This is a genomic window from Rhizobium sp. AB2/73 (assembly GCF_020871915.1).
GTDB lineage: Bacteria > Pseudomonadota > Alphaproteobacteria > Rhizobiales > Rhizobiaceae > Rhizobium > Rhizobium dioscoreae.
Genome location: NZ_CP067072.1, coordinates 600,307 through 620,532 on the forward strand (window position 1 = coordinate 600,307; position 20,226 = coordinate 620,532).

19 protein-coding genes are annotated in these 20,226 nt (G+C 59.5%); 7 read left to right on the plus strand and 12 right to left on the minus strand.

The genetic code is table 11. From position 1 onward, the window contains the following. Positions 1–53 precede the first annotated feature (53 nt). The 3 genes from I8E17_RS22440 to I8E17_RS22450 are packed head-to-tail and all read right to left on the minus strand — an operon-like array spanning position 54 to position 4,281. Entirely contained in the window at positions 54–1,289 is a 1,236-nt protein-coding gene (locus I8E17_RS22440; RefSeq protein ID WP_069614488.1) for a pyridoxal phosphate-dependent aminotransferase, read from the minus strand. A 5-nt stretch (positions 1,290–1,294) separates the two neighbouring features. Then, positions 1,295–2,827 carry an aldehyde dehydrogenase family protein gene (locus I8E17_RS22445; protein ID WP_113366315.1) on the minus strand — a complete coding sequence of 511 codons (1,533 nt, stop codon included), beginning with the start codon at positions 2,825–2,827 and terminating at the stop codon, positions 1,295–1,297. A 59-nt stretch (positions 2,828–2,886) separates the two neighbouring features. Beyond that, positions 2,887–4,281 carry a VOC family protein gene (locus I8E17_RS22450; RefSeq protein ID WP_069614486.1) on the minus strand — a complete coding sequence of 465 codons (1,395 nt, stop codon included), beginning with the start codon at positions 4,279–4,281 and terminating at the stop codon, positions 2,887–2,889. 104 nt (positions 4,282–4,385) lie between these two features. Here I8E17_RS22450 and I8E17_RS22455 point away from each other — a divergent pair, with 104 nt between their 5' ends. The 3 genes from I8E17_RS22455 (at position 4,386) to I8E17_RS22465 (ending at position 6,756) form a co-directional block, all read left to right on the plus strand. Further along, complete coding sequence (locus I8E17_RS22455) at positions 4,386–5,306, plus strand: LysR family transcriptional regulator (protein ID WP_069614485.1); 921 nt, start codon at positions 4,386–4,388, stop codon at positions 5,304–5,306. 183 nt (positions 5,307–5,489) lie between these two features. Beyond that, positions 5,490–6,059, plus strand: coding sequence for an AAA family ATPase (locus I8E17_RS22460; RefSeq protein ID WP_069614484.1), 570 nt, complete (start codon positions 5,490–5,492; stop codon positions 6,057–6,059). A 115-nt stretch (positions 6,060–6,174) separates the two neighbouring features. After that, complete coding sequence (locus I8E17_RS22465; protein ID WP_219511614.1) at positions 6,175–6,756, plus strand: nucleotidyltransferase family protein; 582 nt, start codon at positions 6,175–6,177, stop codon at positions 6,754–6,756. A 39-nt stretch (positions 6,757–6,795) separates the two neighbouring features. On the opposite strand, the gene I8E17_RS22470 is transcribed toward I8E17_RS22465, so the two are convergent. Both I8E17_RS22470 and I8E17_RS22475 read right to left on the minus strand, forming a co-directional pair. After that, the gene (locus tag I8E17_RS22470) at positions 6,796–7,713 is read right to left on the minus strand and encodes an ornithine cyclodeaminase family protein (RefSeq protein ID WP_219511612.1); all 918 of its coding nucleotides are present in this window, start codon (positions 7,711–7,713) and stop codon (positions 6,796–6,798) included. A 37-nt stretch (positions 7,714–7,750) separates the two neighbouring features. Continuing rightward, positions 7,751–8,998, minus strand: a complete 1,248-nt coding sequence (locus tag I8E17_RS22475; RefSeq protein WP_069614481.1) for an argininosuccinate synthase — start codon at positions 8,996–8,998, stop codon at positions 7,751–7,753. Between the two features lie 127 nt (positions 8,999–9,125). Between I8E17_RS22475 and I8E17_RS22480 the strand changes: the two genes are divergently transcribed. The 4 genes from I8E17_RS22480 (at position 9,126) to I8E17_RS22495 (ending at position 12,774) form a co-directional block, all read left to right on the plus strand. After that, a complete protein-coding gene (locus I8E17_RS22480) occupies positions 9,126–9,596 on the plus strand; it encodes an Lrp/AsnC family transcriptional regulator (RefSeq protein WP_069614480.1) in 471 nt (156 codons plus the stop codon). 129 nt (positions 9,597–9,725) lie between these two features. Further along, positions 9,726–10,475 (plus strand): nucleotidyltransferase domain-containing protein, encoded by a 750-nt coding sequence (locus tag I8E17_RS22485; protein WP_069614479.1) that lies wholly within the window; start codon positions 9,726–9,728, stop codon positions 10,473–10,475. 124 nt (positions 10,476–10,599) lie between these two features. Beyond that, on the plus strand, positions 10,600–11,691 hold the full coding sequence (locus I8E17_RS22490) for an LLM class flavin-dependent oxidoreductase (RefSeq protein WP_069614478.1): 1,092 nt from the start codon (positions 10,600–10,602) through the stop codon (positions 11,689–11,691). Positions 11,692–12,111: 420 nt separating this feature from the next. Then, complete coding sequence (locus tag I8E17_RS22495) at positions 12,112–12,774, plus strand: hypothetical protein (protein WP_069614477.1); 663 nt, start codon at positions 12,112–12,114, stop codon at positions 12,772–12,774. A gap of 170 nt (positions 12,775–12,944) precedes the next feature. Here the strand turns inward: I8E17_RS22495 and I8E17_RS22500 are convergent, their stop codons facing one another. The 7 genes from I8E17_RS22500 to tauA all read right to left on the minus strand — a co-directional run bounded on the left by I8E17_RS22500 (position 12,945) and on the right by tauA (position 20,063). After that, entirely contained in the window at positions 12,945–13,784 is an 840-nt protein-coding gene (locus tag I8E17_RS22500) for a mechanosensitive ion channel domain-containing protein (protein WP_069614476.1), read from the minus strand. Between the two features lie 121 nt (positions 13,785–13,905). Beyond that, complete coding sequence (locus I8E17_RS22505) at positions 13,906–15,375, minus strand: sensor domain-containing diguanylate cyclase (protein ID WP_229002182.1); 1,470 nt, start codon at positions 15,373–15,375, stop codon at positions 13,906–13,908. Positions 15,376–15,596: 221 nt separating this feature from the next. Beyond that, positions 15,597–16,046: a manganese-binding transcriptional regulator MntR gene (gene mntR / locus I8E17_RS22510; protein ID WP_069614474.1), complete on the minus strand. Its 450-nt coding sequence runs from the start codon at positions 16,044–16,046 to the stop codon at positions 15,597–15,599. A gap of 152 nt (positions 16,047–16,198) precedes the next feature. Continuing rightward, positions 16,199–17,269 carry an LLM class flavin-dependent oxidoreductase gene (locus tag I8E17_RS22515; RefSeq protein WP_069614473.1) on the minus strand — a complete coding sequence of 357 codons (1,071 nt, stop codon included), beginning with the start codon at positions 17,267–17,269 and terminating at the stop codon, positions 16,199–16,201. An 85-nt stretch (positions 17,270–17,354) separates the two neighbouring features. Continuing rightward, positions 17,355–18,209: an ABC transporter permease subunit gene (locus I8E17_RS22520; RefSeq protein ID WP_069614472.1), complete on the minus strand. Its 855-nt coding sequence runs from the start codon at positions 18,207–18,209 to the stop codon at positions 17,355–17,357. Beyond that, positions 18,206–18,994: an ABC transporter ATP-binding protein gene (locus I8E17_RS22525; protein ID WP_069614471.1), complete on the minus strand. Its 789-nt coding sequence runs from the start codon at positions 18,992–18,994 to the stop codon at positions 18,206–18,208. The genes I8E17_RS22520 and I8E17_RS22525 overlap by 4 nt, the downstream gene beginning before the upstream one ends. A 55-nt stretch (positions 18,995–19,049) precedes the next feature. Next, positions 19,050–20,063, minus strand: coding sequence for a taurine ABC transporter substrate-binding protein (tauA, locus tag I8E17_RS22530; RefSeq protein WP_069614470.1), 1,014 nt, complete (start codon positions 20,061–20,063; stop codon positions 19,050–19,052). Positions 20,064–20,226 lie beyond the last annotated feature (163 nt).

Sequence of the window (20,226 nt, forward strand, 5' to 3'; positions counted from 1 at the left end):
GTTTTCACGCAGTTCCGGATGGACAACCGTTTTGTGCGTCGGTCGCAGCTGCTCTAGCGCCGGAGCGCCGCGCAGGCCCTTTCGATACGATCGAGGGCTTCGATAAGATCGGTTTCCGACGTCGCATAGGAAATGCGGAAATAGGGCGACAATCCGAAGGCTGAGCCGGGCACGACAGCGACATGGGCTTCATCGAGCAAATAGGCGCAGAAATCCGCATCCGTCTCGATCATCTTTCCGGATGATGTCGTCGTTCCAAGCACGCCGGCGCAGCCGGAGAATGTGTAGAAGGCACCTTCCGGCATCTGGCAATCCAGGCCATCGATGGCGTTCAGCCTGTTCACGACGAGATCGCGTCGGCGCTGGAAGCTTGCCTTGCGACCCTCGAGAAAATCCTGCGGGCCAGTCAGCGCAGCGACGGCCGCCGCCTGGCTGACGGAAGAAGGGCAGGAGGTCGCCTGGCTCTGGATAACGGCCATGGCCTTGATGAGAGCCTTGGGGCCGCCCGCATAGCCGATGCGCCAGCCGGTCATGGCATAGGCCTTGGAAACGCCGTTGACCGTCAGCGTTCGGCTCTTGAGACGTGGTTCGATGGCGACGGGCGTGGTGAACTCAAAGCCCTGATAGACGATATGCTCGTACATATCGTCGACCATCAGCCAGACATGCGGATGACGCTGCAGCACCTCGATCAGCGGCAGATAATCGGCCCTGGAGTAGGCGGCGCCCGATGGGTTCGATGGCGAATTGAGCAGCAGCCAGCGCGTCTTGGGCGTGATCGCCTGTTCGAGCTGATCAGCCTTCAGGCGAAAACCGGCCTTGGCATCGCAGGGGATCAGAACCGGCACGCCGCCGCAGATCTCGACGATATCGGAATAGGAGGTCCAATAGGGCGTCGGGATGACAACCTCGTCGCCCGGATCGATCGATGCCATAAAAGCGTTGAATAGGATCTGTTTTGCGCCCGTCGCTACGGTGATTTCGTCGAGCGCGTAGTCGATGCCGTTCTCACGTTTGAATTTTCCGGCGATCGCCCTCTTCAGCTCCGGCGTGCCGTCGAGCGCGGTATATTTCGTTTCGCCACGATCGATGGCTGCCTTGGCCGCTTCCTTCACATTGTCGGGCGTGTCGAAATCCGGTTCGCCTGCACCGAGAATGATGACAGGCAAGCCTTCCCGCTTCATGGCATTGGCGCGCGCACCGATCTGAAGAATGGTGGAAACGCCGATGGAGGCGATCCGCGGAGCGGGCTTGAAGCCCGCCTCTTCGATTTTCGTGGCGATCGTCATGGAGTTTACTCGATGTCGAAGGAGACACCCTGCGCCAGCGGCAGGGCCTTGGAGTAGTTCACCGTGTTGGTCGCCCGGCGCATATAGGCCTTCCAGGCGTCCGAGCCGGACTCGCGACCGCCGCCGGTTTCCTTCTCGCCGCCGAATGCGCCGCCGATTTCAGCGCCTGATGTGCCGATATTGACGTTGGCGATGCCGCAATCGGAGCCGTCAGCTGCGAGGAAACGCTCGGATTCCTGCATGTCGCGCGTGAAGATCGAGGACGACAGGCCGGCGGCAACGGCATTGTGCTCATCGATGACGGCGTCGAAATCCTCATAGGGCATGACGTAGAGGATCGGCGCGAAGGTTTCTTCCATGACCGGGCCTGCCTGCCGTGGCATTTCCACAAGCGCCGGCTTTGCATAATAGCCGTCCGCATGGCCGACATCGACGCGCTCGCCACCGGTGACGGAGCCGCCATGGGCCTTCGCCTCGGCAATCGCCTTCTGCATGCTGTCGAATGCGGCCTTGTCGATCAGCGGGCCGACGAGCGCGGAGGAGTGCAGGGGATCTCCGACCGATACGCTCTGATAGGCCTTCTTCAGCCGCGGGACCAGCTGGTCGTAGACGCTTTTGTGGACGAAGAGGCGGCGCAGCGTCGTGCAGCGCTGGCCGGCCGTGCCCATGGCGCCGAAGGCGATGGCGCGCAGTGCCATGTCGAGATCGGCCGAGGGGCAGACGATGCCGGCATTGTTGCCGCCAAGTTCGAGAATGGCGCGGGCAAAGCGCTTGGCAAGCCGCGGCCCGACTTCACGACCCATGCGGGTCGAGCCGGTTGCCGAAACGAGCGGCACCTTCGGATGGTCGACTAGGATTTCACCGATGGCACGATCGCCGATCAGAACCTGCGACAGGCCCTCCGGCGCGTCGCCGAAGCGGGCAAGAGCGCGGTCGAGGATAGCCTGCGAGGCAAGAGCGGTCAGCGGTGTCTTTTCCGAGGGTTTCCAGACGACGGCATCGCCGCAGATCAGCGCCAGCGCCGCGTTCCAAGACCAGACTGCGACCGGGAAGTTGAAGGCGGAGATGATGCCGACGACGCCGAGCGGATGCCAGGTTTCCATCATGCGATGGCCCGGACGTTCGGTCGCAATCGTCAGGCCGTACAGCTGGCGGGAAAGGCCGACGGCGAAATCGCAGATGTCGATCATTTCCTGGACTTCGCCGAGGCCCTCGGAGCGGATCTTGCCGGCTTCGATGGAAACCAGACGGCCGAGATCGTCCTTGGCAGAGCGCAGCTCTTCGCCGAGCAGGCGCACCAGCTCGCCGCGCTTCGGGGCCGGCACGAGGCGCCAGGCGCGGAATGCGGCATGCGCCTTCTCGATTTTTTTCGCCGCTTCATCGGCCGAAACCGTCTTGAGGCTGCCGATCTTCTCGCCGGTGACCGGGGAGTAGGAGGGCATGTCGCCCTCAGTATAAAGCGCCTTGTCGACGCCGAGCTTTTCGAGAATGGCGGCAGCTTCGGCTGCAACGGAAGGGGTCTTGGCTGCGATGTTCATCTCATGAAACTCCACTTGTCTTGATCCGGGTGGCGAGCGGCTGTTATCGCCGCATCACTTCACTCGGCGGCGTCTTGTTTGGAAAGGGCTCGCAGGCAAGCATCGATCGATGCCTGTTCGATGCCGGCGTAATGGTCGAATTCGTTCAGCACCTTCGTGCCGAGATCGGCTTCGAAGCGCTGCTGGTTCGGGCTGGCGACGAATTCCTGCTGCGCGCCATCGCCGAGATTGGACTGGAAGATGCCGGCCGCGCTGACGGGAAGGAAATCTTCGTAGACGATCGGATCAAACTGCACGAAGCCCTGGTCGATCAGTGCTTCGATATCTCCGTGGCTCCTTGCAGCGGTCTTGCCCTTGGCCGTCAGCGAATAGGTGAAGTAGCCGAGACCTTCAGCGCGGATTGCCGCCCAGTTATCCGGGAATTCGGCAAAGCTCTCCGCAAGCGCTGCCTCATAGTCGCGGGCGTTCGATCCATCGGCTGCGGGGCGCACGATCTTGCGGGAGTCGTCTAACAGCTTGTCGTAAAGCGCGCGGCCCTTCGGCGTCAGCGCAATGCCGCGTTGCTCGATCTCGCCGAAGCGGGCGGTGTGCGAGCCTGCTTCCCAGATGCCGTCGGCGTTGCGGAATGAGACAGGTTCCTCGAGCGCCTTGAACGAGGTCTGGCGCAGCAGGATCGGGCAGGAGCGCGTCGGCGGTCCTTCGACGACGGCCTTCGGTGCGATATCGTAATCCGGCATCAGCGCCTGCACCTGGTCGATATCCAGCGTACGCGGGGTTAGATGATTGATGTGCGGGCCCTTGAACGACACGACATCGGCAATCAGGCGATGGGCGTCGTGAAGCCGATGATACATGCCGGCATCGACATTGGCGTTGTCATGCCAGCGGAAGGTCTCCAGCACCTCGTCAACGAACTGGCTGGCATCGGCCATGCTCAGGCCGCCTTCGCGCTCTGCCTTTTCGGTGAGCGCGACGGCACCTTCCGTGAAAATCTGGCGCTTCGCGAGAATGTCTGCGGCCGCCTTGCGAAGATCTTCATCGGCAATCAGATCGAGCCGCAGCAGGGAGGTGAAAACGCGGAAGGGATTGCGCTTCAGTTCCGCATCACCGATCGGCCGAAATGCGGTCGAATGAACCGGCACGCCGGCGGTCGAAAGGTCGTAATAGCCGACCGGATACATGCCCATGACGGCGAAGACGCGAGCCATCATCGCAAGCTCCGCTGCGGTGCCGAGCCGGATGGCGCCGTGACGCTCCTCGGAGATGCGATCGAGATAATCCGTCGCCTCCAGCCGCTCCTTCAGCTTGGGGTTTACCGCCAGCGTTTCGCCGTTGACGCGGGCAACCAGCTCCATCAGCGTGCCGTAGGCGGGAACTTCTTTGCGATACATCGCCGACATGGCGGCTGAAAAAGCGCTGCGAATATCGCTGGTCGAGACGTGATCAGGCTTCATGTGCGATCTCTTCCTGAAAGACTATGTCATTCCTATCCAGCAGAATATCTCTTGTTAGGCGGCCGATGTTGTGAGAGAGAATTCTAACTTGATGCGAAAATGGAATGATCATGCGTCGACGCCTCATCCCTGACATCGTCAATCTTCAGGCATTCGAATGCGCTGCGCGCCATCAGAATTTCTCGCGTGCCGCCGAAGAACTCAATCTGACGCAAAGCGCCGTCAGCCGCCAGATCAGCGATCTCGAGCAGCAGACGGGCCTGAAGCTGTTCGAGCGTGTCCGCCAACGCGTCGTGCTCTCCGAGGCCGGACTTCGGCTGTTGCCGGAGGTGAAGGACCTGCTCTTGCGTTCGGAGCGGCTGATGATCGGTGCCGTCGCCGCCGGCCAGATGAAACTATCGCTGAAGGTTGCGACCTTGCCGACCTTCGGCACACGCTGGCTGGTGCCGCGCCTCGGCCGATTTCTTGATAAACATCGCGATGTCGCCGTCACGGTGGAATCTCGCTCCAAGCCCTTCAATTTTGAGGAGGATAATTTCGATCTGGCCATTCACTACGGCCTGCCGGCATGGGCGGGCGCTGTCGCGACCTTTCTCTGCAACGAGACCGTGCTGCCCGTTGCCAGCCGCGAGCTTGCCGGACGTCTGGGTCTGATCTCGCCGGACGAGCTGGCGAGAGCCCCGCTGCTGCATCTGACGACACGCCCGAAGCTCTGGGCGCAATGGTTCGACCTGCAGGATCTGCCGACGGAGAATGCCTATCCCGGCGCGCGCTTCGACCAGTTTTCCATGATCATCGCAGCCGCTATCGCCGGGCTTGGCGTGGCGCTCCTGCCGACCTATCTGGTCGAGGATGAGCTCAAGGCCGGCACGCTTCTGCCGCTGTTTAATCTGCCGATGCCGACCGAGAATAGCTATTACGTGGTCATGCCGGAAAAGAAGCAGACGAACGAGACGGCGACATTATTTCAGGATTGGCTGCTGAGTGAGGTGGCACCGCAATCGCAAGTGGTGCCGCCGCGCTGATTTGCGTCTGCTGATGCGAGGCGAAAAAATCGTCGCAAATAAGCCAATCTGAATGGATTTGAATCGCTGAGCGTTCAAGACAATTTTTCATTTGGAGTGCCTGGACATCCGGCCGGGCCGGAGTGCCCTGCTGATAGAATAGTGTCGCGCGACTTAGACATCCGCGTCGGACGGGAGGAATCTTTGCCAAACTATGTTTTGCTGCCCGAAGCTGCTGCACTACTTGCCGGCGCCAGCAGGGTGCTTGTCATCGGCTGCTCCGGGGGCGGCAAGACGACCTATTCCCAGAAGATTGCGACTACATTCGATTTGGAGTTTCAATCGCTGGATCGGGACGTCCGATGGCTGCCCGGTTGGAAAGAGCGCGAAAAGGGTGAGCAACGGTCGATTATCGTCGAGCTGGCGCGACGGGAGAGGTGGGTCATGGACGGCAGCGGCGCATCCACTTTTGATCTGAGATTGCCGCGCACCGATCTCGTCCTTTGGGTTCGAGTGCCGAGGCATGTCGCATTATTTGGTCTGGCGAAGAGGGTTTCACGGCATTATGGAACAGTTCGCCCTGCAATGGCCGAAGGTTGCCCTGAACCGCTGCCAGATAGGGCTTTCCTCTCCTATATCTGGAATTTCGAGAGGAAATATGCGCCTCTGTTCGTTCGAAGTATCGACCTGTATGGACCGCAAGTGCCGGTCGTCCTTTTGAATTCGCACGGCGAAATGGACCGGCTGCTAAGGCTTGCGCGCAACAGCGGCTGAGGGGTAGCGCCAATGCGCTGGCCAAGTCTACAGTAACGGCCGAGAATCATGCTTGAATGCAGAAGGCAGGGCCATGGACCATGGCCGCAAGGTCGTTTCCAGTCGGGTGGGAGGAATGACGACAAGCGAACAGGCGGAACTGGAGGATATAGTCTTCCGAAGTCCATTGCTCGGATCGCTTCTCCGGCGCTGGGATGAGATTGCGCTGCCAGATTGCTGGCTGGTGGCAGGAGCCATTGCCCAGACCGTTTGGAACCATGCCTTCGGGTTGCCCCTGTCTCATGGGATCAATGACCTCGACATCGTTTATTTCGATGCCGATGATCTGTCTGAACAAGCGGAGGCCAGTCATGCCGCACGGGTCCGCGGGATGTTTCCCGATTTGCCGGTCTGGATCGATGTGAAGAACGAAGCCCGGGTTCATTGCTGGTACGAAGCGAAGTTCGGATACGCGATCCCGCCTTACAAATCGACCCTGGACGCCATCACCACTTTTCCGACCACTGCAACCGCCATGGGATTGCGCTCCAATAGTCACCGTTGTCTGGATTATTGTGCTCCGTTCGGTCTTTCCGATCTGCTGAATGGCGTCGTGCGCCCCAATAAGAAGCAGATCACGCAGGCGATCTACGAGCAGAAAGTCAATCGCTGGATTGCAGTCTGGCCGAGGCTGACGGTCGTAGGCTGGGACGGCTGAGGCGTATCGAGGCTCAGCCACGCGATTTCCGAGCGAATGTCAGATCATGTCGAATATGGCGGATGCTACGACGACTTCCGTACCCACGAGGCCGACCGAACAGAAGAGCGTCGTGTCGAGAGGCGATGTTCTGCCGGCCACATGACCGGCGACTATGGCAGCAAGATCAAGCATTCGCTCTTCGTAGGCGGTTCCGGAAAGAAAAAATGGAGATGCATAGGCGCGCGTTTGCTCAGGAGAATCCGTGGCGATGATGCTGGCCATGTTCGCGATGTCCAGGCCGAGTTCATGTCCCTTGAGCGTCTTCGGGCCGATCGTATTGATGTGGACGCCGGCTTTTAAATCCGAAGCATCGATCACCGGCACGTCGCTGCTTGTTGCGCATAACACGATATCGGCATCCGCAACGGCTTCTGCGGCGCTTGTAACCGGTTCAATGGCAATGCGGAGTTGCAATTGCATCTCCTCAGCGAAGGCGGCGCAGTTTCTTGGGTTTCGGCTGAAGACGCGGGCAGCGCTTATGTCGCGAACGGCGGCAGCGGCAATGAGCTGCGTTCGCGCCTGAGTACCGCTGCCAATGATGCCGACCGTGCGGGCGGTCGCAGCGCTGAGGTGACGGATGGCTATGCCTCCTATTGCCCCTGTCCTGATCTGGCCGAGCCGTTCGCCCAGGATGATCCCTCGAAGTTCAGCGGTATCGGCACGCCAAACAGCGACCACTTGTGAATGCTGCTCGCCGGCAAAGGTCTCGTAGGCGCGAAAGCCGGCAAGCGGCCGCTCGCCATCGATGCCGCCGACGGTAAACACGATGTCTCCACGATCGGGAAAGGAGACGTGATGGCGGGGTGGGGACACCAGCTTGCCGGCGGCCTTGGCCCGGAAGGCTGCTTCCAGGGCATCGATTGCCCCACGCATGATTGCGGCAGGGCATAAATCCTCGTCTTTCAATATCTTCATTGCGGATGGACCTCGTTAAGCCAGCCATTCTGCAACCTCAAGCGCAGTCCAGGTCAATAGCAGGCGCAGCCATCCTGGCGTTTCGCATTGCCCAGCTCTTCAGGCGCAAGCCATTGAGTTTGATGAAGCCCTCGGCGTCATGGTGGTCGTATGCTCCGGAGCTTTCCTCGAAGGTAACGAGGTCGGTCGAGTAAAGCGAGGCCGGCGAGGCGCGCGCTATCACGCTGGCCGAGCCCTTGTAGAGCCTGAGTGTCACTTCGCCGCTGATATGGATTTGGCTCCGATCGATCAATGCCTGCAACATTTCCCGCTCGGAAGAATACCAAAATCCGTTGTAGATCAGCGCAGCGTAGCGTGGCATGATCTCGTCCTTCAAATGTGCAGCGACGCGGTCAAGCGTGATGGATTCGATCCCGCGATGGGCAGCGAGCAGAATCGTGCCACCAGGCGTTTCGTAAACGCCGCGCGACTTCATCCCGACGAAGCGGTTCTCGACGAGATCGATCCTGCCGATCCCATGCCTGCCGCCCAATTCGTTGAGCTTTGTCAGCAGTGCCGCTGGTGTCATCGCTTCGCCGTTCAGGGAGACCGCATCGCCCTTTTCAAAGCCGACGACGACGATTTCCGGCGCGTTTGGTGCCTCCAGAGGATCGACGGTGCGCTGATAGATATAGGATGGCGCGATTTCAGCCGGGTCTTCCAAGACCTTGCCCTCGGTGGAGGTGTGCAGGAGATTCGCGTCGGTCGAAAAGGGAGCCTCGCCGCGCTTATCCTTCGGCACGGGAATTTGATGCGCTTCGGCATATTCGATCAGCTGGGTGCGCGATCGGATGGTCCACTCGCGCCATGGCGCGATGATTTTGATCGACGGGTCGAGCGCATTGGCCGCCAGTTCGAAGCGCACCTGATCATTGCCCTTGCCTGTGGAGCCGTGGGCAATGGCATCGGCACCCACCTCGCGTGCGATATTGATGAGATGCTTGGCGATCAGGGGGCGGGCGATGGAGGAGCCGAGGAGATATTGCCCCTCATAGAGCGCGTTTGCCCGGAACATCGGGAAGACGAAATCCCGAACGAATTCCTCGCGGACATCCTCGATCCTGATATCTGTCGCGCCCAATTGCTCGGCCTTTCGGCGGGCGGGCTCAAGCTCCTCACCTTGGCCAACGTCGGCGGTAAAGGTCACGACTTCGCAGTCGTAGGTTTGCTGCAGCCATTTCAGGATGATGGATGTGTCCAGTCCTCCCGAATAGGCGAGCACGACTTTCTTGAGCTTTTTCGACATCGGCTTCCGTCTCCATGTTGACGGCTGGAACGATAGGCCAATCCTCGCGCAATGAGCTTGCGAAGAGTTCAATAACATGAGAAATTTTGGCATATTATGCTACATAAAAGGCAGTGGGAGCTATATTGTGTCACCGAATCTGGACCAGATCGACCGGCGTATCCTCGGGGTGCTGCAGCGCGACGGACGCATTTCCAATGTGGATCTCGCGAGGCAAGTGGGGCTCTCGCCGTCACCCTGTCTTCGCCGCGTGCGATTGCTGGAGGATGCAGGCATCATCGATCGCTATGTGGCCGTTCTCGACCCGGCAAAGGTGGGTGCGGGCCTCACCGTGTTTGCCCGCGTCTGGTTCAAGACGCAGGATGCGCAAGTCACCCTTCAATTTGCGGAGGCGGTCAGGCGGTTTCCTGAAGTCATGGAATGTTATCTGACGACGGGCGAATGCGATGCCATCCTGCGTATCGTCACGGCTGATCTGCACAGCTATTGGCGGTTTCAGGCTGACCACTTGACGCGCATCCCGAGCGTATTGAACGTCAAGACCGATGTGCCGATGGAAACGCTGAAGCGAAGCTTCGAGTTGCCTTTGGCCTCGTAGCATTGCAGCCAGCTGTCGGCCAATTATGGCGGCGGCGAAGTGCCGCTCAGCTTGCGCAGCCGGTTCCCGTCTGCTCGCACCCTGGCGGGCATATCGAACCCGCAAGTCAATTGATGTTTGGAGAGCGAAATGAGCATATTCGAAACGGCGATGCAGGCGACACGCCCGGTTCTCGCCAGCCGTTTTCCGGGCTATTCCTTTGCCTTTGCCTCAGGGTCGATCATACGAGGCGAGGGAAGAAAGGGCTCCGACATCGATCTGGTCGTGGTCTTCGATCAGCTCGAAACCGCTTGGCGCGAGACCTTTATCGAGGGCGACTTTCCGTTCGAAGCGTTTGTTCACGACCCGGAGACACTCAGCTGGTTTTTCGAGAACGATATTGCGCGTGGCTATCCCGCTATCATTCATATGGTTGCGACAGGCCAGATCCTCGGGCCAAATCCTGACAAGGGGCAGGTCTGGAAGGACTATGCTACCGGCATCCTCCATAACGGCCCACCGAAGTTGAAAGGCGAGAAGCTGAATGCTTTGAAATATCAAATCACCGACCTTCTCGATGATTTGCGTGGGGAGCGGGCAGCCCCGGAGGTACGCGCGATTGCCGCGCAACTCTATCAGCCTTTGGCCGACCTTATGTTGCTGGGACGAGGAAGATGGTCGGGCAGGGGCAAATGGATTCCCCGCCTGCTTCGTGAGGTGGATCGGGACCTGGCCGATAGCTTCGACGATGTCTTCGGGCGTGCTTCAGCCGGAGAAGTGGAGGCATTGTGCTGTCTCACACGTAGCGAACTGGACCGGCATGGCGGACCGTTTTTCGCCGGAGACAAGCGCATCGCGTCGCAACAGGCGAGACGCGAGAGCCTTGTGCCCCGTGATTGATTATTATGCGCTGATCGAAAAATTTTAAGCTTGAAATTCTTCATCGTGACGCTAACACATTCCTATCGGGTCGCTGCGGATTTTGCAGGATAGACGCGAGGTGAACTCGGGGGGAGGAGGCGCCATGAAGATGCATCCGCTGAAGGGGCCGAACAGGCTGAAGCTCGGTGTTTTCTCGACCAATGCGGATGGTGGGCTTGCCATCACCGACGTGCCGGAGCGCTGGACGGCAGGCTGGCAGGATAATCTGACCGCAGCACAGATCGCCGACCGGGCGGGGCTCGAATTCTTTCTGCCGATTGCCCGCTGGCGCGGTTTTGGCGGCAAGAACCGCGTGCGCGAGTGGTCCTTCGAGACCTTCACCTGGGCTGCTGCGCTCTCGGCCGCGACCGATCAGATCGGCCTTTTCATGACGGTGCACGTGCCGCTCGTCCATCCTCTTTATGCTGCCAAGTCGCTTGCGACGGTCGATCATATCAGCCAGGGGCGGGCGGGGCTTAACATCGTCTGTGGCTGGAATCCGAAGGAATTCGGCATGTTCGGGGTGCCACTGGTTGAAAAAGGCTACGACCAAGCCGCCGAATGGCTCGAAGTTGTCGAAAGGCTCTACGCCTCCGATGAGCCGATCGACTATGAGGGCAGCTACTATAATCTGAAAGAAGCCGTCAGCCGTCCCGCAAGCCTGCAGGCGCCACGGCCGGTGACGATGAATGCGGCCTTCGGCGGCCCCGGCCGAGACTTTGCCGCGGCGCATTGCGACTATCTCTTCACCACCTTCACCGAGATCGATGACGCCGGAAAGCATGTGACTGACATCGCTGCACGGGCGGAAGGCAAAGGCAGGCAGGTCGGCGTTTATACCGTCTGTCACGTCGTCTGCCGCGAGACACAGACGGAGGCAGAAGACTATTACACCCGTTATGCCGTGACCATGGCCGATCAGGCTGCCGTCGATCAGCACATGGCCGGCAAGAAGGAGTTCTCGCAGTCCCATGATCGCGAGTCCTATGACCGCTACCGCCAGCGTTTTGCCGGTGGAGCAGGCAGCTATCCGCTGATCGGCACGCCGCAGCGCATTGCCGAAGAGATGATCGCCATTGCCGAGCAAGGCTATGCCGGCATAGCCTTGTCCTTCGTCAACTATACGCAGGAACTGCCCTATTTCTGCGATCGGGTGCTTCCGATTCTGGCGAAGGCTGGGCTCCGGGCGGCGTGAACCACACCGGTTCGATGCCTCGCGCCGCGTCCGCTCGCGGGAATGTGATCATCCTTCAATGATGACTTGGCTATCCGGCAAGGGCTGATTTTCCAGGCCGTTTGCGGTGACGTCGCTTTCATGCTGCGGCGTCGCAAGTGCGACATGTGTGCAACGCAGCAAAAAACGTGACGTCAAGGGGTTTACAAGCATGACCCCGGATGGGATTCTTTTAGGCGAAGGGTGCTGCTTGATTGGAAGCTGCGTCATTCCCTTCAATCGGATGCCGTAAATCTTGGCTCCGATGCGCCGCTATCTTGCTGGTGCTTAAACCGAACAAAATCAATCCGAAGCCGGCATGCGGGTGTTTCCGTGTCCGGCTGTTGCCTTGGTGCGCCCTGAACATCACGAGGTCGGGGTAAAGAGAATGCGGGCTTTAACATGGGCTTCAAGTCAAAACGCGTCCTTCGCGGCGTTCTTGGTCTTCTTGCGAGTGCCAGCTTGCCGCAGGTCACCAAAGCCAGCGATCTGATGATCTGGTCGCCGGTCAAGGTCGCGCCCAGAACATACAAGACTACCCTCGGTTTCCGGCTGCCGATGGCTTGGGATGTCAGCGCTGGCATGGATCTAGGACTTGGCAGCGCGGCCACCGGCGCCATCCTGCGCAGCAGCAGCTTGGCGACCCTGTGGGGCACGGCAATCGACGATCACAAGCGCTTTTCGACCACATGGCGCCGCGAGGTGTCATTGAGGGTCGATGCGCTCAACAGCACCGGAACGCTTTGCCTCGAACGCTCGCGAAGCTGGACGGTGTCGGAAAACCTGGACATGAGCACTTCGAGGTCGCTGAACGTAAATTACGCGGGCACGCGGAATGCGGCAAACTCCATTACCGCGACACAAGCCGTTAGCGTTGCCGTTCCCCGGACAGGAACTTCGATTTCCGCGATCGGCAATCTGAAGGACGTCGGCAGCGTCTTTTCCAGCACGGTCTCGTTTCGGCAGCCTTTGGCGCCGAACCTCAATTTCTCGGCCTCCTTCGCCGATCCGCAGACCCTGACGCCGGCTGGTAATGTGCGGCTGGACTACCGTATCAAATGGTAGATTCACGGGTTTCTAGTTCGGCCCTTTCCTATCGCGGCAGGGAACAAATGGCTCTCGCGGAAGTTTAGAACGGGCAGGACATCGATCTTGCCCGAGGTGTTATGACCTCGCGAAGCCTGCCGCTGGTTCGACTCCCTGCCGGCGGCAGGCTTAGCGTTCGAGCAGTGACCTCAGTTGGCGGGCCCTGTCGCCTCCGTCGGCGATTTGATCGTTATGTCGGGCTCGGCAAGCCTGGCCTTGAGCTTCGAGACCACATCGTGCCGGACATCGGACCACGACGTGGTGATTGCCCAATATTCGATGTTGAGCACGGCTTGGTCGACGGCCAATTCGTCGAGAAAAATCTTCGGTGCCGGTGTGGTCTTGATGCGTTGATCCGCTTTCAGGATGTCGAGAATCGTTTTGCGGGCAAGATCGATGTCAATTTTCTCACCCATGGTAACGGACAATTGCTGGCGGCGGTCCGGCTCGCGGCTGTGGTTGATGATGGGCGTGTTCCAGAGCGTCGAGTTCGGTGCCATCAGATAAAGGCCGTCCGCCGTCCTCATCTCCGTCGCGAAGAGCCCGATTTCCTTGATGTAGCCTTTGACGTTCGTCGTCTCGATATATTCGCCGACCCGGAATGGCCGTAGGATCAGCAGCATGATGCCGGCGGCGATATTTTGAAGCGTGCCTTGCAATGCCAGGCCGATCGCCAGGCCGGCAGCACCGAGAGCGGCGATGATGGAGGCTGTCTGAACGCCGAACTGACCAAGGACGGTGATGAAGACAAGGATGAGCAAGCTGTAGTGCAGGACATTCTGGAAGAAGCTCGCGAGCGTTTCGTCTATGCCGTGAATGCGCGAGATGACGCGGTAGGCCGAACGGCTCATAATGCCCGCAAGAAGCCAGCCACCGATCAGAAGAATGATCGCGCCGAGAAGCGAAAATCCATATTGAACCGCGAGCGCCGAGGCCTGGTCGAGTGCCGTGCGAGTGGCGAAGACGATATTAGTCGTTTGATCGTCCATGTCAAAACTCCATCTTTCCCAGAGAGCCAATTGAGAAGTCGCGTTTTTTGTTCCTGGCAATCAGGCGCATGAAACCCAAAGGTTTCAATGGATTATGCGGGTCGGTCTCTATGCGGGAGCGTCAGGCGCCGTGCTTTGCCTGATGCGGGCCTATGGTGGCAGCTGCGGCGTAGTGAGCCTTCTTCTGCTCGTACATGCCGAGATCCGCGCGCTTGATCATGGCTTCCATGGTTTCGCCGGGCAGGCTCGTGGCAATGCCGATAGAGACGCTGAGCGGCGCGCTGGAATAGAACTGATTGTTGATCTTCAGCAGTTCGTTGATCGTCTCGACCATCGCGGCAGCCGCGATTTCATCGGCGCCTGGCATGAGAACCGCAAATTCGTCGCCCCCGATACGGGCGGCATGGTTCGGCAGGGAGACGACGCTGTTCAGCACCTCGCCCATACGGCGCAGCAGAGCATCGCCAGCATCGTGGCCGCTCTCGTCATTGGACTCCTTGAGTCCGTTCAGATCGAGAATGATGGCCGATACCGGCCGAAGCGATTTGCGCTCCAGCCTGTTGAGCTCCTCCATATAGAAGGCGCGGTTGAAAAGCCGGGTGAGCACATCGTGCTTGCCGAGATATTCGAGATAGGCTTCCGCCTTCTTGCGCGCGGTAATGTCGGTGAGTGCCACCTGCACCAGCGACCAGTCTTCCTCGTAACCGGGAAAAACCGAAAACTGCAGGAGGACGTGACGCTCCGATCCGTCGAGCGCGTAGTTCAGCACTTCACGCTGATGGAAGAGGCGGCCGTTCCACAATTCGACTAATTGCCCGCGGAAATGCTTCTCCATATCATCGCGGAACACTTCGTCGATCCGCTGATGCAGGGTCTGGCGGTCCGGTGCACAGAAGAGATCGAGCGTTGCCTGATTGACGTCGAGCACACTGATCTCGCTCATGCATTGCTGGACGAACTCCGGATGCACATCGAGAAATACCTGAAAGTCGACGATGCCTCGGTGGCGGATATCATCGAGCAGGATCTTGATGCGGCTAAAATCCTCGACCCACAGGGAAACCGGCGAATGCTCGAACATGCCCTCGGCATAGCGGCGCTGCCGTTCTTCCTGCCGTCTCGCCTCCTCGCGGGCCGTCACGTCTTCCGTCGTCAGCAGCAGCCGGCTCCACGAAGTCTCGTGGCCCGGCAGGATGACGCCGCGTAACTGGATGTCGAGCCTTTTGCCGCCGAGGGAGTAGTTGATTGCGGTGCCGGAAAACTCGGTCTTGCCTTCCCAGAGCGCCACCAGCTCATTCACATGGCTTTGCAGCATCTCGTCGCGGAAGACCCGCGAAAGGCTTTCGACAAGCGTCTCGAAGGATGGCGCCTCGAAGAGCTCCAGCGTCCTGGTATTGACGGCAAGAAGCTTGATCCTTTGCGAGCAGGATGCGACGCGCTGCACGTCGGCTAACAGATAGGAACGCAGGTCCGTCACGCCTTCCGCACGCCAGACTTCGAACTGCTCCTTGACGCCGCTGAAATCCTCCAGCCACATGGCGACGGGGGCAAGGTCGAAAACGGTGCTGCTGAAGTCCTGGGCGTTCATCATGATTCCCTGCGCCGGCAGTAAAAGTCAGTATGCGAAATAAAAGGCCGGCAGTTCGCCAAGTTCTGCTTAGCGAGCATTCGTAAACCTTGTGTTGATATCAGGTAGCGGGTCAAGCCGGACAATCACTGTCCGCTTCTTTTCAACTCATTCTTGTCAAAACTGTGCCCCAAATGGCTCTCTGGCGCGATCGCTATCGGATTGATCCGATGTATTGGGGGCAGTCATGTCTTCAAAAAACGCTCGAAGGCTTCGAGGGTCTTTTCGCTGACATGGTGTTCGATGCCCTCGGCATCATTCCTTGCCGTATCAGGGTCGACGCCGAGGCGGCAAAGAACGGCCTCGACGATCTCATGGCGCCGGCGGGTTGCCACGGCCAGGCGGTGCCCTTCTTCAGTCAGGAACACGCCACGATAGGGGCGCTGCGTGATCAGGTTTTCCTCCGCGAGCCGCTTGAGCATTTTTGCAACCGTCGGCTGCGTTACTCCCAGTCTTTGCGCAATATCGGTCTGGCGCGCTTCGCCAGCATGCTCTATCAGATCGGCGATGAGCTCGACGTAATCCTCCATCAATTCCGTACGTCGATCGTCGCGGCTTTTCTGAAAGGCCTCGGCATGCGTCTCGATCTCGGTCGAAGAAAGACGGCTTTCCGGGGCGGCAGGCAATTTTGTCAAGGCGGCTCATCTCCCTCTTGATTAAGAGTCGTGTAATGATGTTTAGCCTCGACTATAAATAATTCAAAGAGGTTATGAAACCCCGGCGGCCGATCCCGGCCAGCCGTGAAATCGAAATTCCCGTGTCTCAACTGGCTCGTCGCGCCACGCCTTCAGGCGCTCAACAGCGGCAGCAGTTGCTCACCTTGCCGCTTTATTTCCGAGAGGTATGGTGTGTCCGAAAGAACGAAATGCGTAATGCCGAGGTCGCGGTACTTGCGCAGGGAGCGGGCGACATCCTCTGGCGAGCCGACCAGCCAGGTTGTGCCGGCACCGCCGCCGCCGAACTTGCCCGGGGCGGTATAGAGATTGTCGTCAAGCACGTCGCCGCGCGCTGCGAGATCGAACAGTCGTTTCTGGCCCACTGCGATCGATTGCCGATGATCATTCCAGCCGACGCCCTTATTCTCAGCCATCTCCGCGACTTTCGCCTCGGCATCGGTCCAGGCCTGCTCCGTCGTGTCGCGCACCAGCGTCGTAATGCGCAGCCCGAATTCCAGTGGCGGCAGATCGCGATCAAGATCTCTGCTGAATGCCTTAAGCCGGCTTATTCGCTCAGCAATGTCGGCGAGTGGCTCGCCCCAGAAAAGCTGAACATCTGCCTCCGTGGCGGAAACGCGTTCTGCAGCATCCGAAGCGCCGCCGAAATAGAGCCTGGGATGCAGACGTTCACCGCGCGGCTTGATGCGCGGCGCAGCCGTGGATTCGCTGACGCGAAAGTGTTCTCCCTCATAGGTGACATTCTCTTCGGTCCAGAGCCTGCGGGTGAGCCGCATGAATTCCTTGGTGCGGCCATAGCGGTGGGCTTGATCGCCCTCGCTGTCGCCATAGGCGGCAAGATTGTCCTTGCCGGAAACGATGTTGATGCGCACCCGGCCGCTGCTCAGCTGATCCAGCGTGGCAGCAGCGGAGGCGAAGTGTGCCGGGTGCCAGTAGCCGGGGCGGATTGCGATGAGCGGCTCGAAGCTGGTGGTGCGCGCAGCAAGTGCGGCCGCGACGGTGAAGGTGTCGGGTCGGCCCCAGCCGGTGCCGATCAATGCGCCCTTCCAGCCGTGATCTTCGAGTGCCTTTGCATGGCTCGTGAGCGTTTCCAGGCTGTTGTGGTTCTCGACTGCGGAATCGCCACGATGGCCCGGCTTGACGTCGTTGGGGATGTACCAGAGAAATTCGCTGCTATCGCTCATGCCTGTGCCTGTCGGTCTGTCTGTATTGATATGGGATTTGTGGTGGGCAGAGCCGTTATCAATGCTCGGCTCACCTCCCTTGCGTCTAAAGCTTGCCTTTCCAAGGGACGAGCACGGCTTCGAGAATGCGGACGGCGGTCGAGAAGGCGAAGGCGCAGACCGCAATGATGCCGATTCCGACGAAGACGACGTCGGTGGCAAGGAACTGCGATGCCGACATGATCATGAAGCCAATGCCGCGGGTCGAAGCGATGAGTTCGGCCGCCACCAGCGTTCCCCAGCCGATACCGAAAGCGATCCGGATACCGGTCAGGATTTCCGGCAGGGCCGAAGGCAGAACGACGTTGAAGAAAAGCTGCAGCCGGTTCGCGCCGAGAGACCGTGCGGCATTGACCCGCTCCAGCGGCAGCGAACGGACACCGGCTTGGGCGGACAGGCAAATCGGCGCGAACATGGCGAGCACGAGAAGGGTGATCTTCGAGGTCTCGCCGATCCCAAGCCATATGATCATCAGCGGCAGATAGGAAAGGGGCGGCAGCGGCCAATAGAATTCGATCGGCGTATCTAAAATTCCCTTTGCCCAGCGGTTGAGCCCCATCAGCAGACCGACGGGAATGCCAACCCCGATCGCGATGGCTGCGGCGACGACGATGCGGAACAGGCTTGCCAATATATGTTCGGAAAGCGAGGCCCCGGCATATCCGTCGCGATAGACGACGCCGATCTGCGTCAGCACTTCATCGGGGCGAGGCAGGAAGAGGTGTGACACCAGACCGAGCTTTGCGACGAGCCACCACAATGCGAGGCAGACGATCGCAGTCGAGATGCTGATGGCAATGGTGGGTTTCTCGCCGACGCCGAAACTCGGGATGCGAACCAGCTTCGGTTGCGCTTCCCTTTGAGGAACGGTAATCGGGCGCGTTTCAATGATGTCACTCATGCCACGCTCCTGATGTTGTCGGCGCTGTGGAGAATAGCGCGAATTTCTTCCCGAAGGCTGCTGAATTCAGGCGACGAGACGATCGCCTTCGTATCGCCGCTGGCGGCAAACCGATGTACGAAATCGAGTTCGAAACGCGCAACGACACGCCCGGGCCTCGGAGACATGACGAGAACCTCCGTTCCGAGAAAAAGCGCCTCCTCGATTGAGTGGGTAATGAAGAAAATGCGCTTGTCGGTTCTGGCCCAGATGGAAACCAGCAGCTCCTGCATCTGCTCGCGCGTCAGGCTGTCGAGAGCGCCGAATGGTTCGTCCATCAGCAGGATATCCGGCTCGGTGGCAAGTGCCCGGGCAATGCCGACGCGCTGGCGCATGCCGCCCGACAGTTCGTAGGGCAGGGCATTGGCAAAGTCGGTCAAGCCGACAAGCCGCAGCAGTTCCGATGCGCGATCCCGGCGTTCCCGTTTGCCCAGTCCGGCAAATTGCAGGCCGAGAGCCACATTGTCGATCACGGATTTCCATGGCAGCAGCGAATCCTTCTGGAAGACGACACCGCGATCGGCACCAGGACCGGAAACAGGCCTTCCATCGAGCGTGATCTTCCCCTCCGACAACGGCAGGAAGCCGGCGATGGCATTGAGCAGGGTGGATTTGCCGCAGCCGGACGCACCGAGCGCTACGACGATGCCCCGCTCCGGAATGTTGAAGGAAACGCGGTCAAGCGCATGAACGGTTCTGCCGTCACGCGCTGCAAAGAAGACGCTTGCATGGTCGACTTGAAGCATAAGCTCTCTCGATGTTGCGACGCCGGCGCGACAAGCGCGCCGACGCCAAGGAGGATCAGTTACTTGCGCTGACGAGCGCGTCGGAAGTGACGAATGCGCCGTAGTTCGGCAGAACCTCGGAGACTTTTCCCTGGCTCTTCAGGAAGGCTGCCGTGTCCTTGAGGATTTTTGCCGCGCCGGACTGATCGCCGCCACCGAGCCAGGCGGCCGATGCCTGCACGTCGGGCGTCAGCAGAGTGAGGTTCTTGAGCGCTGCCGCCTGCTGCTCTGCCGTGCCGCCCAGAAGCTTGGCGAGCGCCTTGGCGTTGTCGCTGTCCGGTCCCCAGGCAGCCTTGTCGGCGGCGAACGAGGCGTAGTATTTGTTGATCACCGAGGCATAGGCCTTCAGGAATTGCGGATTGTCTGCTGCGAATTTCGAGGTTGCGACCCAGGCGGAAAATGTCGGAGCGCCCTTGTCGGCGACGTCCTTGGATGTCACCAGCACCTTGCCGTTCTTCTTCAGCTCGGTGAGCGCCGGATCCCAGACGAAGCCGCCGTCGATATCGCCGCGATTGTAGCTTGCGACGATTTCAGGCTGCGGGACAGCAAAGACCTGTACGTCCTTTTCGCTCAGGCCAAGGGACTTGATGAGGGCGAGCAGCTGATAGTGGTCAGTGGAAACGGGTGCCGCCGCGAGTTTCTTGCCCTTCAGATCGGCGAGTGTGTTGATGCCCGAGCCATTGCGCACCACCAGAGCTTCATCGACGCCCGAGATGGACGAGAGGTAAAAGGCCTTCACCTCGAGTCCGCGTGAAGCAGCAGCGGCAAACGGGCTTGAGCCGACATAACCGATCTGGACATCGCCGGATGCGATGGCTGCGAAGATCTCCGCTCCGGAATTGAACTTGCGGAAGTCGATCTCATAGCCCGTCTCCTTTGCGAAATCGCCATTGGCGATCGCGACAGAGGAGGGAAGGGCATCCGTCTGATAGGCGACGACGACCTTCTTGTCGGCAGCGGCCGCGCCGGCCGCCATGGAAATGCTGGCGAGACCCAAGACGGCCGCAGCGATCAGTGTGTTGAATTTCATGACTAGTCCCCTTGGCCGGATCAGATTTTCCGGCGGCTCCCTGAATGGAATGGACAGAGCCTAGCCAAATCGGGGGCAGGATCGATAGAAATAGCAAACTATTTTTATAGACTATAATAGGAATTGTTTGTCTAAATGGACGAAGACGACAAGGTTAGCATCT